The 14,947-nt window shown below is 45.1% G+C and carries 10 protein-coding genes; 5 read left to right on the top strand and 5 right to left on the bottom strand.

Going from position 1 to position 14,947, the window contains the following annotated elements:
• Positions 1-134 precede the first annotated feature (134 nt).
• The 5 genes from AC23P2_RS25785 to AC23P2_RS25765 all read left to right on the top strand — a co-directional run bounded on the left by AC23P2_RS25785 (position 135) and on the right by AC23P2_RS25765 (position 4,087).
• Positions 135-440, top strand: coding sequence for a hypothetical protein (locus AC23P2_RS25785; RefSeq protein ID WP_487775860.1), 306 nt, complete (start codon positions 135-137; stop codon positions 438-440).
• A gap of 34 nt (positions 441-474) precedes the next feature.
• Positions 475-906: a PDDEXK-like family protein gene (locus tag AC23P2_RS25780; RefSeq protein WP_472487629.1), complete on the top strand. Its 432-nt coding sequence runs from the start codon at positions 475-477 to the stop codon at positions 904-906.
• A gap of 178 nt (positions 907-1,084) precedes the next feature.
• Positions 1,085-1,732 carry a hypothetical protein gene (locus tag AC23P2_RS25775; protein ID WP_487775859.1) on the top strand — a complete coding sequence of 216 codons (648 nt, stop codon included), beginning with the start codon at positions 1,085-1,087 and terminating at the stop codon, positions 1,730-1,732.
• Positions 1,719-2,093: a MerR family transcriptional regulator gene (locus tag AC23P2_RS25770; RefSeq protein WP_487775858.1), complete on the top strand. Its 375-nt coding sequence runs from the start codon at positions 1,719-1,721 to the stop codon at positions 2,091-2,093. The genes AC23P2_RS25775 and AC23P2_RS25770 overlap by 14 nt, the downstream gene beginning before the upstream one ends.
• 5 nt (positions 2,094-2,098) lie before the next feature.
• Positions 2,099-4,087, top strand: a complete 1,989-nt coding sequence (locus AC23P2_RS25765; RefSeq protein WP_487775857.1) for a hypothetical protein — start codon at positions 2,099-2,101, stop codon at positions 4,085-4,087.
• A gap of 1 nt (position 4,088) precedes the next feature.
• On the opposite strand, the gene AC23P2_RS25760 is transcribed toward AC23P2_RS25765, so the two are convergent.
• The 5 genes from AC23P2_RS25760 to AC23P2_RS25740 form a co-directional block, all read right to left on the bottom strand.
• Positions 4,089-6,872, bottom strand: a complete 2,784-nt coding sequence (locus tag AC23P2_RS25760; protein WP_487775856.1) for an alpha-amylase family glycosyl hydrolase — start codon at positions 6,870-6,872, stop codon at positions 4,089-4,091.
• Positions 6,873-7,014: 142 nt separating this feature from the next.
• On the bottom strand, positions 7,015-8,850 hold the full coding sequence (locus AC23P2_RS25755; protein WP_487775855.1) for a glycoside hydrolase family 13 protein: 1,836 nt from the start codon (positions 8,848-8,850) through the stop codon (positions 7,015-7,017).
• Between the two features lie 103 nt (positions 8,851-8,953).
• Positions 8,954-10,264, bottom strand: coding sequence for a SusE domain-containing protein (locus tag AC23P2_RS25750; protein WP_487775854.1), 1,311 nt, complete (start codon positions 10,262-10,264; stop codon positions 8,954-8,956).
• Positions 10,265-10,286: 22 nt separating this feature from the next.
• Positions 10,287-11,882 carry a RagB/SusD family nutrient uptake outer membrane protein gene (locus AC23P2_RS25745; protein WP_487775853.1) on the bottom strand — a complete coding sequence of 532 codons (1,596 nt, stop codon included), beginning with the start codon at positions 11,880-11,882 and terminating at the stop codon, positions 10,287-10,289.
• Between the two features lie 17 nt (positions 11,883-11,899).
• The gene (locus tag AC23P2_RS25740; protein WP_487775852.1) at positions 11,900-14,929 is read right to left on the bottom strand and encodes a SusC/RagA family TonB-linked outer membrane protein; all 3,030 of its coding nucleotides are present in this window, start codon (positions 14,927-14,929) and stop codon (positions 11,900-11,902) included.
• Positions 14,930-14,947: the final 18 nt, after the last annotated feature.

Here is a 14,947-nt window from a genome sequence, read left to right as displayed (position 1 = left end):
TCGGCCTTGATTAATGCCATTTTTTTGGTGGCTAACTTCAAAAAATGTGCTTCGATAACTTTTACCATTAGCTTGATGTTTATTGAGAATGCACTTTTTGTATATTGCATTTAGATAAATCAGAGAACAAACTCATGAAAGCAATCAAAATTAATGTAAACAAGCAGATGGACGGCTACACTTTTAGCATTTTACCATCTGTTCGCGACCTAATAAAAAAATCATTACCTGGGGCAATGCCAGCAAATAGTATTTCAGTGGGCTACGACTTAAAAACTGATTTTGAAACTTATATTGGTAAACTAGAAAGATTAGTTTTCCCTGCTCTGTTGGGGGTAAATGATGACGATGAGATTAAGGAATTTGAAGTAATTGAATTTATAGATTCAAAATCAGGTAAAATACTTAAAACCTTCCATCCAAGTGTCGAAAAGATTTAACCAGTTTATAGGGAAAGCAGGTCACTTACACATCATGGCAGAATTTCTTATGAGAGGCTGGAACGTTGCTATACCTGAAGTTGATATTGGCGACGATATCTTTGTAGTCAAAGACAGTGAAGGGACATTGAGAAAAGTTCAAGTCAAAACAGCCACTGCAAACATTACTCAAAAAGGGTTTTATGCTCATTTCAGTGCTTCGTTTTCGAATATTAGGAATTTAGGCCCAATCAATACCCACTATGTGTTTTTAGTCAGAAAAGGCAATGACTGGACAAAACCTGTCATTATTAGGCAAGATGTTTTACTCCAAATGTTTCAAGAAGAAGGAATCGGCAATTTATCGGGCAATACAATAGTTTATCGCTTTTCATATAGTATTGATGGTACTTCTGTCTCATGTACAGGGGCGGATTTTAGTTCAAACATCAATAATTTTGAAGATTTTCCTATCGTTCTACATTAAGGTTTAACTCATTAAAAACAAATTCTACCAAGATTTAGCTCCTATGGCGCAATCGAGCTAAATGCCTTCACCCTGTACACGAAGCAAAATTATTTTCAATAAAACGCGTTTGGATAGTTTTAACAAAACCGTAAACTTGTTCCGTGAGGAAATGGTTATCGTTTAAACTATTCTATCTATGAGCATTAAAACCACCGAAGCCAAGTTGTATTATGCACTCTACGATTTTTTTGAATCAGCAGAATTTCATTTGTTGATGGATAAAAAACAGTTTCGGAAAAATACACCTTCGGGGTTTGTCAACGTGATTTTTTCAGTATCGGAATACCAAAAAGACGCCGACGCTTGGGTAGAAGTACACGTAGGATGCCGTAATGACCAGATTGAGCAGATTGCCCAACAATTTTTGAATGCAAACCTCATTGACTTTCGGGCCGATGTCAATACCCTCATTATTTCGACAGGCAACTATAACAACGTAAAATACTTTCGGTATAAAATCCAGAACGACGAAGACCTCAACGATGCCTGTGATTCCATCATGGAATTTATGAATCTTTCAGGATTTAGCTTTTTAAACTCGGTCACTAAACTCAGCGACATCGACCAAATCTTGAACGGTCAGGCACATAAACCTTCAAAATACCTTTATAACCAGGTTCATCGCTGCTACAAGGGACTGATTGCGGCCAAACTCAACGACAACCCACGGTACGCCCAAATTGCCACCACTTACCAAAATTACCTCACGAAGTTTGCCAATGAAACTGAGCTTAGTAATTTTGAGCGATTGGCCACTTATTTGCAGTATTATGGCAACAACTAAGGCAAAGAAACTACCCCACAAGGGCGAAAGACCCATTTACCCCGAACCCAAATTACTTTCTAACATCAACGAGGTGGCGGCGCGTTATGGATTTGAAAATACATCCAAACTACGTTATTGGGAAACTCAATTCCCCATGTTACGCCCCGAAAAACGCGGAGGGGATCGCATTTATAACCGTGGTGACATCGAGCTTTTGGACGAAATCGTGTATTTAGTCGAGTACAAAGGGCATCAATTGGCCGCTGCTCGTCAGTTGATAGAATCGGGCAGAAGTCAGCGGAATAAAATAAATCGGGCCATCGAACAGTTAGAAACAGTAAAGGCGTATTTAGAAGATTTGAAAGAGGTATTAACGTGAAACGTATGGTTAAAATAGGGATTACACTCGCAGCGATTGTAAGCTTAGTAGCTTATTATCAACGAAATAACCTGTTTAGTTCTCCCGAACCTGTCATTACGTCCCCCGCTCCGCTCCTGCCCGAATTGCCGCGTTCGCAAGCTACCATCGTTTATTTTGAGCACGAGCCCGACCCAAAAAGCTACGAAGACCAGCAGCTTCAACTGCGGGTAGTTCGGCGAAGTGACCAACGGCTCTACCTCGTCGATGATGCCAAGCCCGAACAAGGAAGAATAACTTATTATGCCCTCAACGGTAGTGTCAATGCCACCGACGCCCGACGCCTCAGCGACTTGCCGATTCAGCCTTCTCGTTGGATTCATTTGGTAAAATATACCGCCGAGATCAACAACATCAATTCGGAAGCGTGGCTTACGTCAGAAACGAATACCGTGGCAGGACAGACCAAATATTCGTCCGTATCAGAAATCATATTTTGGGTACGAGATTCCGTACAAAAATCGACTACAGAACTTGCTTATACACAACCACTTTGGCCTACCAACGGCTCCGTGGGTGATAGTAAAATTTTCAAGCAAACTCCCGCTTTTTCCCTTTCTTCTCAAAAAAAATACGGTTCGGAATCTAAACCGCTCGACGAGCCCGTGGCTAATTTGCGAAAAGTGGGCTGGAACATCAACGAAGACCGTTTTAAACTTTTGTACGCGGGCGAAGTACTCGAACTCATGAACCACAGTCGAGCCAAAGACCGCCGAGGCATTACCCGATTTGATGCCCGTCAGCTCGACCAAGCCGCCGATTGGTTAGCCAAACGACTGCCTTCCTCCACCTTTGCCGTCGATTTTGAGCCTGCCAACCCCGCCGCCGATGGTTGGCAATGGGACATGAGCGACCCTGCTTTTCGGAAAACCATGTACGATTTGTCGGATAGAATCTACAAAAAACACGGAAAACTCTTTTTTTCGTGGATTGGTGATCCGCTGACATTCACGTTTCAAGGTAAAAATTTCAAACTTGATGGCTACGCCAATGACAATTGGAGTGCCGATAAGAAAAAAATAGATGATTACTTAGCACTTCACGAACACCCCAAAGACATACAGCAAGTACAGGTTCCTTCGCCCGTGGTGCTTATGACGGGTTTTGGATATACCAGCAGCACTGTCAACACCAACGACGCCACCGATCAACCTGCTCACGTCTGGAAAGCGCCCGTCAACTGGTACTTGCGTACCCTCGATATGCTGAATATCAAGTCGCTCACGGCTCCTCCAACGGTGAAGTTTATCAACTTTTTTTGGCCGTACGAAGACAAACCTTCCGATGCGCGCCGAAGTCATACGCGACGTTTTAAAGTGGGGCACGGGTCAAAAGGCTACATTCGGCAACTGGATAATCGGGTGATGTACCCCATGAATTTGGTTCGCGATGCGGTTTTTGTTCACTTGTGCAATCCCCGCGTTTTTTATACCAACTACTGGATTTTTGGCCAATCATACGACCCGTACCAAGCCCTTCGTTATGCCAAAATCAACGGCAATTTGTCTTGTGTTTCGCAAAATACAGGGGGTTATTTTGTGTATGATTACCAAGGCCCCGACCAGCCCGCTTGCCCCACGGTGGCCGAAGATTATATGGGAAAAGATGCCCTTGGCGTAGCGGCGATGGTACAAGCCCACGAGCTTTTTGCGAAGCATCAACTCATTTTGGATGGCAGTCAAGTACGCGAAAGTTATGCTTTTGAATACCAACGTTCTACTCAAAAACCCCAAAAAGCTACTTGGCAAAACGATACGGGGGAATTTGCACGGGCTTTCAAATACAATCAGCCTTGGCTGCAAGTGTGGAGAAACCCAAAAACGGGCAAAATGTTGCTTTTATTCCAAGACACATTCGCAGAAGCCTTTGAACCAGTGCAGTTTACGGTGACTATCAACGGCAAAAAAATACAGCGCACCACCGATGGCAATGCGCTGTACATCGAAGCTTTTTAATCTATTGCTTTATCCAGCGTTGGGTTTGGGTTGCTGCTCCTTCCCCTATTTTCAAGAAATAAGTACCCGATGGCACTTCTTTCACCGAAATGCGCTGCTGCATTTGGTTGGTCGATTTTTGGGGTAAAAAATAGCGCAGTGCCCGTCCTGTCATATCCACAATTTCCATTCTTACCTCTCCGCGGTAGGCACTTTCCCACTCCACGTTTAACCAATCTTGGGTAGGATTAGGTGACAATTTCAGTGCTGTCTCTTTTGGCGAAGGTTCTGCCGATGTAATCGTCTGTATTTTCCACGAAACGGTATTTTGTGAGGAAACGGCTACTTTTTCGGAGGTCAGTACGTGAAACTGACCCGCCCGAAACGCGTATTGTGGCAAAGAAGAAGTCACCGTGATTTCATCGCCCGAGAAAAAGTCGAACCAACGCCCTACGGGCAAAGCAACGACTTGGTCGGTAAGCCCAAAGTTGGCCATGACCTGCACTTTCATCGTTGGCGTATTCAGAATCAATTGTTTAATTGTTTCTGTGGTTTGCAGCGTAAAATCCGTTGTTTTCGTGACTGCTTGAGTCGTTTTAAAACGAATAAGCTCCGAAAAGACGTTGTAGAGTTGAAGACGTTTATTATCCCGAAAATACTCCCAACGAATGGGTTTTGCCCCTGTCCGACCATTTTGATCAATCGACACATCGTAGCCCAGTTCACCAAATTGCCAAATCAATTTAGGGCCTGGCGTTAGAAAAAACAACGCCGCTGCCGCTTTTATTCGCTCAATGGCCGTGCCTACGCTTTTCACCTCGGCGCTACCATTGGTGATGGCATCATAGACAATTCGCTCTTCGTCGTGGCTTTCCATGTAACCAATCGCCGCTGGTTTTTGAAAACCCGCATGATTTTTCCACGACAATCGGTTAAAATTTCCTTTCCCCGTTTTTACTGCTTCGCGTACGGCACCGTTTTGGTTGTCCCACACCATCATTCCATAATTGGTCAACTCAGCCTCTTCGTTATCGTCGGCAAAGTGCTCCAAAATTACGTAAGCCGTCGGGTCTGTTTTACGGATTTGATCATAAATCCGTTTCCAAATTGCTATTCGACTGGCATCATATCGCCCCCAAAAAGCCACGTCATTTCCCGAATTTACCTGCGTAAATCCTTTGGACAAATCAAAACGATAGCCATCAAAACGGTATTCTTTCAACCAAAACTCATTGACCCGCTCCACGTACGATTTGGTCGCGGCAGATTCGTGGTTAAAATCAAAAAATACGCTAAACGGGTGCGTAGCCTGAATGTTAAACATGGGATTATCGGCCGAAGGGCGATTGCCCTCCCAGTACATTTTTACGTACGGAAACTCATAATCGGCTTGGTTGAGTACCATGTCCAAAATCACTGCAATGCCGTTTTCGTGGCATTTATCAATGAACGCTTTTAGGTCTTCGCGCGTACCATAGGCTTTGTCAGGCGCAGCGTGAAAAATTGGATTGTATCCCCACGAATCATTACCCGCAAACTCCATAACTGGCATCAATTCAATGGCATTGACGCCCAATTTTTTGAGGTAATTCAGCGAATCACCGACGGTTTTGTACCAACGACTATCTACAAAATCGCGCACGAGTAGCTCATAAATCACCAAATCTTCGTTGGCGGGACGTTTGAAATTGGTGGTTTTCCAAACGTAAGGTATTTGAGCAGTTTGGAGCACTGAGGCACTATTTCCCAACGCTTTCACGGGGAAAGCCATCAAATTTGGATAAGTCGTAGCGGGGATAAATTTATCGTTGGCCGCATCCAAAATTTTCTCACTGTACGGGTCACTGATGGGCGTTACACCATCTACCAGGTATTGAAACGCATATTCTTTTTGAGGCGTTAAGTCTTTGATTTCTAACCAATACGTCTGCCCATCTGGCGTTTTATTCATCAAAAAGTCGGTACGCGTTTCCCAATTATTGAAATCGCCCGTAACGTAAATGAATTTTTTATTGGGGGCAAATAGTACCAGTGTAGCCGTTGTAGCTGAAGTGTAATTGATACCATTCCGAACCCCCGAAGGCAATGCTGCCACTTTTGGAGTAGGACTCACCGTAAACGAAAACTCATCCGTGACTTCTTGGTTATTAGCACTTGCTGTGACTTTAACTGTCCGACGCTGATTGGGCGTATTTCCCACCGAAATTGAAGTCGAAATGGCGGTATCTTTAGCAGACGCGACAGCCACTCCATCAAGTGTCAGCGTGAGCTGTGCACTCGTGGAAGCGCTTGCCCGAACGCGCAACGAGGCATTGGCATCCACAAAAAGTGTTTTCTCGGTCGGAGTCGAAAATCGTACAAACAACTGATTAGAAGTGTAAAAATTAAACAAAAAGTCTTCAGTTTGGCCTGAGCCGTTGGCGTTTTTTACCAATACTCCCATCCACCGAAGCGTTTTTCCCGCAGGAACGCTCAGGTATTTTGAAGGCGTAATTTTAATCGTCCAAACGTTATCACTTATCCGCGTCAACAGTCCAGGCGCGTATGCTTGTGAAAAACTGGATTGACCAGCAGGGCCAAATTCGGACGTTCGGTTCGAAACATCCGAACCGCCCCAAGCCCAAATATACAACCCCGAGGCTTGATTCATCAAGGCGGCTTTGCGGCTATCTTTCGCTTGCGTCAAATCAAAGGTCAACGTTACTTCGCCATCAGCGGTTGGAAATTCTGGTTTCAAGACCAAAGCTTGTCCCCAGCTCCACTGACTCAGCAACAATCCTAGAAAAATAGAAATGAGTTTCTTCATGTGTCGATGTTTTATGCTTGTTTATGCTTGTCACGACATGTTATCGGGATGCCCACAGTTTACGACATGTTATCGGGACACCACAGTTTAAATGCTTGTCCCGACATGTTGTCGGGACACCCACGGTTTAAAGTCTCTGACTTTATTTTATTTCCAGTACTAAAGCCGACGTTCCTTTAACAGTAATGCCATTTGCCAGCACTCCAGTCTCTCCAGTCACCACATTTTTGGCCGTCGAAGCCCCGTTTAAAAGTTCCGAATACTTGCTTAAATCCAGTTTCAAGGGTTCTTTATTTTTGTTCATCACCACCATTACTTTTTGGGCATCATTGTACCTAAAATACACATACAGGCCATCGCGGGCGGTGAAATGTTTCAATTTTCCTGTTTGAACAGCCGCGTTGGTCTTACGCCATTGCAGCATTTTTGTCATAAACTGTTTTGCTTCCAACTGCTGAGGCGTCAAGCCTTTTTCCGTAAATGCACTCACGGTATGGTCAGTCCAACCACCTGGCATTTCACCCCGAATTTCGTCGTGCGAATCACTTTTCGGATTGGTCATCAACACTTCCGTTCCGTAATAAATTTGTGGTGTGCCCCTCGTCGTCAGCAAAAACGAAATTCCCATTTTCCAGAGGTCAAAATTTTCGTGGATTTGGGTGTAAAAACGGCTCATGTCGTGGTTGTCTGGCATAATAACCAAATCATTGGGCGCCGCATATAAAAAATCCTGCGACAACGTTTGGTATATTTTCACCAAACCACGGTTGTAAATTCGGTCATCTTCATTTAAGGCTTCAGTCAAGGCATTTTGCAACGGAAAATCAAACATACTTGACATTCCCGACACGTATCCATTGGTATTTTTATTCCCTTTTTGCCAAAATGCTACAATCGAAGGATTAACCGACCACTCTTCCCCGACCATGCTAAAGCGGGGATACTCACGCATGATGCGTTGTGACCAGCGACTCATAAAGTTTTTATCAGAATAAGGATACGTATCGACCCGAATTCCGTGCAAATCGGCGTACTCAATCCACCAGATTGTATTTTGAATCAAATAATTGGCCATCAACGGATTACGCTGATTCAAATCGGGCATACTTGAAACAAACCAACCGCTTGCGTGTAGTTCTTTGTCGTATTCGCTCGCGTATGGGTCTTGAATACTTTCGCGGGCGTGGTGGGTTATTTTAGGGTTTCCCTGAAAATTCACCCAGTCGTCTGTTGGCAAATCTTTCATCCACCAATGTTCTGAACCACAGTGATTAGGAACCAAATCAATCACCAACTTTATACCTCTTTTTTGGGCTTCTTTCGACAACTTTCGGTACTCTTCATTGCTCCCAAAACGTGCGTCAATTTTGTACAAATCAGTCATGGCATAGCCATGGTACGAGCCCATCGTTTGGTTATTTTCTTGAAGCGGACAAATCCAAAGCGCCGAAAAACCTAACTTTTCAATATAGTCCAAATGTTCAATAATTCCCTGAATATCACCTCCGTGCCGTTTGTCTTTGCCAGTTCTGTCCAACAAATCAACCATTCCAGCCACGTTATCATTGGCGGGATTCGCATTGGCAAAACGGTCTGGAGTTACCAAATACATGGCGTCGGCTGAGGTAAACCCTTGTCGATTAGCCGAATTGGGTTCTCTATTTTTTAATTCGTACGAATAGGTCGCCACCGTTTTCCCGTCTTTTTTGAACGTGATTGGAAAGCTTCCTGCTTTGGTAGTGGCGGCAACGGTTAAATCCAAAAAAAGATAATTGGGACTTTTCACACGCGTCACTTTGGTCAATTTTACCCCCGCATACGTTATTTGAGGCTCGGTGGTACCAATGTCATTTTGGTGGATGAGCAATTGCAAACGCGGTTCTTTCATCCCTACCCACCAAAAAGCAGGCTCAACACGTTGGGCATAAAGCGGCAGTACCGCTGCGATAAAGAACAAAAACAAGCTACATTTTTTCATGATGGTTGTACAGGAGTTAAGTATTAGAAAAAAGCACCGACAAAAATTCATCGGTGCTTTGCAGTTCAACCTATTAGTTTTCAGTTTGTTACTTATGCAATTGTTATTTCTTCGTTAATTTATACGTTGGCTTTGCTGCCACCGTAAAGTCCAGGACAATGTCGTACGTTCCTGCTTTTACGGCAATGTTTGCACCACCAGGTTCCAGTACACCGTCGGCTTTGTCATCGCCGTAGTTAACTCCCCAATCATCGTTTTGGCGGAATTTGATTTCTCCCTCCACCAATTTAATGCCGCTCAATGTCCAAATTCCCTCATTACCAAAATCAGGCGTAAATTTCGCATCAGGGCCATTCCAACCGTTTGGCGCGCCACTTCCGACGACTCCCCACACTTTGAAAGGAACAATCGTGTATTTCAGTGACTTGAAGTCAACCGTAATCAAATACAAACCTGCTTTTACCACGATGTTATCACCACCAGCCTCCAACGTTCCGTCCGCCCCTTTATCGCCGTAATTCACGGCCCAATCTTCGTTCTGACGAATTTTGATTTCACCATCTTTCAAGGTCACAATGGCACGCCACTGATCGGTGGCAGGGTCATAGAAAAACGGTGCATCAGGTGCGTTCCAGCCACTTGGGGCTGCACTACCTACGATTCCCCAAGAGAATTTATCAATGGTATATTTTAGAGCACTTGCATCAAACGTAACCTTATAATTCCCTTGTTTGACTACGATGTTGGCCCCACCTGCTTCGAGTGTACCATCAGCGCCATTATCTCCCATATTGACATCCCATTTGTTGTCTTGACGGAATTTAATTTCTCCGTCCACCAACGTTACGTACGCTACATACACATTGGCTTTATCTGACTTATAGAACGGCATATCTGGGCCATTCCAGCCGTTAACAGTCGCACTTCCCACGATTCCCCAATTGGTCGAAAAGTCAAGTTTGTCCAAATATGGTGTTGCTTTTACGGACATAATCGTCGAAGAAAGGGTCGTGCTTCCACCCAAAAACGACTGAACTTTGATGTCGATGTCGCCAGCGGTAGCTGCTTTCAACCCAAGTTTCAACAAAATCGGGTTCAATTCTGAGGCTTTGAACGTCTTTTTCAACTCCGTTCCCGTCACAATCGACGCTGCATTGGAGAAATCACCTCCTTTTTTGTCAATCAAAATGGTGTAGTTGGCAGGTGCCTCAAAACCGTAGTCGGGTTTTGCCCACGATACCGTCAACGCCTCTTTGTCCGCATTTTCTTTTGTCAATACTACTGTCTGCGAAGAAACTGCGACCACAGGAACTGCCCCCGAATTGAGGACGGCCTTTATTTCGTCTTTTTCGCATGAGGCCAGCATCGTCGTTGCAACGACCGCGAGTAAGTATTTATGAAACCACTTTTTCATTTGTTTTTTCAATTTTTGAAGATTAATACCCCGTGTTTTGAATCAAGTTTGGATTTGCCGTTAGGTCAGTGGATGGAATTGGGAAAATTTTCAAATAATCCTGAACCCCAGCACCATCTTTAACGCCACCTTTCCAAGCCCACAAATAGGACGCGCCCGTAAACTTACCATAGCGAATCAAGTCAGTACGACGGCTTCCTTCCCACGATAACTCGCGAGCACGTTCGGCCAACACAAAATCAGGCGTCAACTCAGACGAAGTGATATTTCCAGCGGCACTGCCATAGGCACGCGCGCGGATTTTGTTGACATAATCCAACGCCAAGGCTTTGTCGCCAGCGCCACGGGCGGCAGCTTCAGCATAAATCAAGTACGCATCAGCCAAACGGAACATCGGGAAATCGGTATCAGGATGCGTAAGATTGCTTCCTACTTTACCCGCCGAAGTCACGTTTTTGAACTTAGGCATGGCATAGCCATCCGTAAACGTTGATAGTTCGTTGATTTCAAGTTTCTGACCGTCTGTATAAAACATCGCACGCTTATCGGTTTTGCCCGTTGGGTCAGCAAAAAGCTTCACAAACGACGGAGTCACACGGACACCGCCCCAACCACCGTCGATTCCGTAAGCAGAAGCAGGCATCGAACCACCTACTGGCGCATGGCACAAAAAGGTCATTCCACCCCAAGTTTGGCTACGCGTTCCGTCGGCCGCGAGCGCCCAAATAACTTCTGTTGAAGTATTGTTATCTGCTTTGAACAAATCTTCGTATTTAGTTTGCAAAGAATACCCCGCGTCAATCACTTTTTTGGCGTAGGTAGCCGCGTCTGCGTAGCGATTTCCTTGGCCTTGGGCTTCGGCGTTGAGGTACAGTTTCGCCAACAACATCCACGCTGCCGCTTTATCCGCGCGGGCATATTCGTTTTTACGAGCCTCAACTAGCTCGCCATCAATCGCTTTCAATTCCGATTCGATGTATTCAAACAAGCTTTTTGCATTTGTTTGTTTTGGCGGAGCAGAACCTACAGCGTCATTCTCGGTTACAAAAGGCACATTTCCACCGAATAAATCCAACGCGTGCCAGTAGCTCAATGCCCGCAAGAAACGAGCCTCCGCCCTAAGGGCTTTTGTTTCGGTCAAAATAGTCCCCGAAACACCTCTTTCGTTTAATTTGGCGTCGCTGGTCTCGCGAATAAATTCATTACAAGAAGCGATTTGGTAAAAGACACGGTTGTAAAAACCACGAATGAATGCGTTATTTGACGACCACTTCATGTAGTTAATTTCGGGCAAACCTGCGTCACTCCACGCAATTACGGCCTCATCGGTAGGCAAGACTTGCAAGTACCAATAATTACGCAAATAGCTAGAAAACCCTTCGTCCATCCCTTTGATATCCTTCGTACGGTCGTCGCCCGCGGGGCCTTGTTGCCCCGTTAGCATCATGCCTGCGTATAATTTGGCCGCTACTTGCTTGTAGGCCGCAGGGTCGTTATAAACCGTTGCTGAAGTAACTTCATTGAACGGCTGACGGTCTAGGTCTTTGATACAAGAGGACATGGACAACGTGAGTACGAGTCCTCCCAATACTGTATTTTTAGAAATGAAATGTTTCATTTTTTTTCAAGTTTCGATTAGAATCCGATGTTTAAGCCAAGGGTAAACGTACGTGGAATGGGATAAATGTTATTATCAATTCCTCCGCTCACTTCAGGGTTGAGGCCCGTGTATTTTGTAATTACAAATACGTTCTGAACCGTTGCTGAAAGGCGTGCCGTCGATTTTCCACCAAATATTTTCCCTAAATCATAGCCTGCAAATGCGTTGTCCATGCGAACAAATGAACCATTTTGCATGTAATAGTCGGAGAAATACTGAGGCGTCGCAAACAAGGTAGTAAGGACGTTTGGCACCACGTTGCCCAGTGAATTATTGGCTCCTTGGAAGGCTTGCAATACGCCATTCGTTGAAAGAATATTGTTATAGACGTAGTTGCCAAAATTGCCACGGAGGACAAAACCTGCGCTCAATTTTTTGTACGTCGCTTGGGCATTGAAGCCAATAAATACGCGTGGTGCGGGGGATTTGTAGTGATAGTAGTCGTCCACCGTAATTTTTCCATCGCCGTTGCGATCCACATACACGCCTTCTACAGGTTTGCCTGAAGCGTCATAGGCTTGTTGGGCTACAAAAAACGAAGAAGCAGGATAGCCAACCGAGTGGATTTGAATGGTGCTTCCTACCCCACCTGAGATTCCACCCACCAATACCCCTTTATAATTGGGATCATTGGCCGATGTCAACTTGGTGATTTTGTTCTCGTTATAAGTCGCGTTGAAGCCTAAATCAAGCGTAAAATCTTCGCGACTGATGGTGTTGTGGTTCAACAATAACTCTAAACCTTTGTTTTCGATAGAACCTACATTTGATAAGATTTCGTTGGTCAGGTTGGTACCTGCTGCTACTGGAACGACGTTCAACAAGTCAGACGTATTTTTCATGTAGTAGTCAATGCTACCCGACAAACGTGCTTTTTTGAACGCAAAATCCAACCCAACGTTTTGCGTAACCGTTTGCTCCCATTTGATGTTCGCATTGTATCCTTCGGCGCGGAGTGTGTTGTAGTAAGTTGTTCCCAAAAGCTGCTGAGCAGTGGCCGTACTTGGCGTATAACGTGCCAAATAAGCGAAGTTTTGACCTACATCTTGTTGTCCTGTTACCCCGTATCCGACGCGCAATTTCAAGTCTGAAATCACACTAGAGCTCTTCAAGAAATCCATTTCGCTGATTTTCCATGCAAAAGCTGCCGACGGAAACGTTCCCCAACGGTTTTCTTTGGCAAAGCGAGAAGAACCGTCGCGACGAAGCGTAAATGTCAACAAATAACGGTCTTGCACGTTCAAATTGGCCCGACCAAAAAACGACACCAAGGTGTTTTGCGTCTTGTACGGACTGTCGTTGAGGGTTTTGGTTTCGGCTTCGTCCTTGGTTATGGTCGTCGTCGAATTCATGAAATCTTGGTACGAATAGCCTGCCATCAGGTCGATGCGCGTGTCTTTTGTCAAGTCTTTGACGTAGTTGAGGTAGAAATCCAACAACTTGTTGGTACGGTCTTGGGTATAAACCGTCTTTTCTCCGCCGTTACTAAAGTTAGACGCTGCCAAAGCAGGAATAACCTTATTGCCATCGCTTCTCGACACATCATAACCTACGTTCAGGTTAGCGTGTAGTTCAGGAAGGAAGTGGAATTTATAATCAAACTGCGCATTTCCAATGCTGCGGTTGACCGTTGCACGGTCGTCCGTCAAATTCAACAAGCCAAGTGGGTTGCGCGTCGCAATCGTATTAGGTTTTCCATCGGCATTTACCCACTCATAGTAACCGCCGTACGCCTCCGTCCCAGAATACACAGGTTGGGTTGGGTCAAAAGAGGCCGCTGCCCCGATAGCCCCTTGATTGGCAAACTTATTTTTAATCGAAGAGGCTTTTACGTTGATGTCAATTTTAAGGTGATTGTCCAATAACATCGGAGTCAAGCCAACTGAAGCAGACGTACGGCCCATGTTAGAGGTTTTCAAAATACCGTTTTGGTTGGTGTAACCTACCGAAACACGGTACGGCGTGTTTTTGAATGCACCTGTGATACTCAAATTATTATCCGTACTTACTGCTGCGCGATAGATTTCGTTTTGCCAATCCGTATTCGCCGTACCTAACAACGATTTTTGCGTTGCTGTACCGTATTGATTTACTAATGCGCGAAAATCATCACCCGAAAGTACGTCCACCAAGCCTGTTTTAAGACCAACTGACGCTTGCGTACTCAAGTTTACGCGCATCACATCGCCTTTTTTCCCTTTTTTGGTCGTAATCATAATGACCCCGTTAGAAGCTCGTGAACCATAGATAGCGGTTGCAGAAGCATCTTTAAGGATATTAAACGACTCAATATCGTTGGGGTTAATCAAGCTCAAAGGGTTTGCAGCACCGTTGATGATGGTATTGTCCAAAGGCACACCGTCGATGACAATGAGTGGGTCATTGCTGGCATTCAACGAAGCCCCACCACGAATACGAATCGTACTTCCCGCACCTGGCGCACCGCCGTTGGGCGTAATTTGCACCCCCGCTACTTTACCCGCTACGAGTTGGTCGGGCGTGGCAATGTTACCTTTGTTAAAGTCGGCCGTAGTGATAGAAGCGATAGAACCCGTCAAGTCTTTTTTACGCTGCGTACCGTACCCAATCACGACTACCTCGGCGAGTTGCTTGTTATCGTTTTGCAACGTCACCGAAAGCTGCGTGCGGTTATTGATGGCAACCTCCTGCGAGGTCATACCCACAAAACTAAACACCAACGTTGCGCTCCCTGGTGCCGCAATTTTAAAGTTACCATCGGCGTCAGTCTGCGTTCCGCGCGTGGTTCCTTTCACCAACACGCTCACGCCTGGAAGCACCGCACCGTTGGACTCTTGGACTTTTCCTGACACAGTAATGTCCTGCGCCATGGTCGTTATGGACACACAAGCCCACAGCAACATCATCAAATTTAGACGAACATTCGTTCGGCCAAAAACCTTGTACATCGAAATCATCATAGGGGTTTGATGTAAGTTAAATTGGATAATTGGAAAGATTGAAATGGAGTGAACACGGCGTTTCATCAATTTCTTCTTGCAAAA

The organism is Runella sp. R0.1_18, from assembly GCF_057652155.1.
Note: the sequence above shows the minus strand (reverse complement) of the source record. Positions and strands in the feature narration are given on the sequence as shown.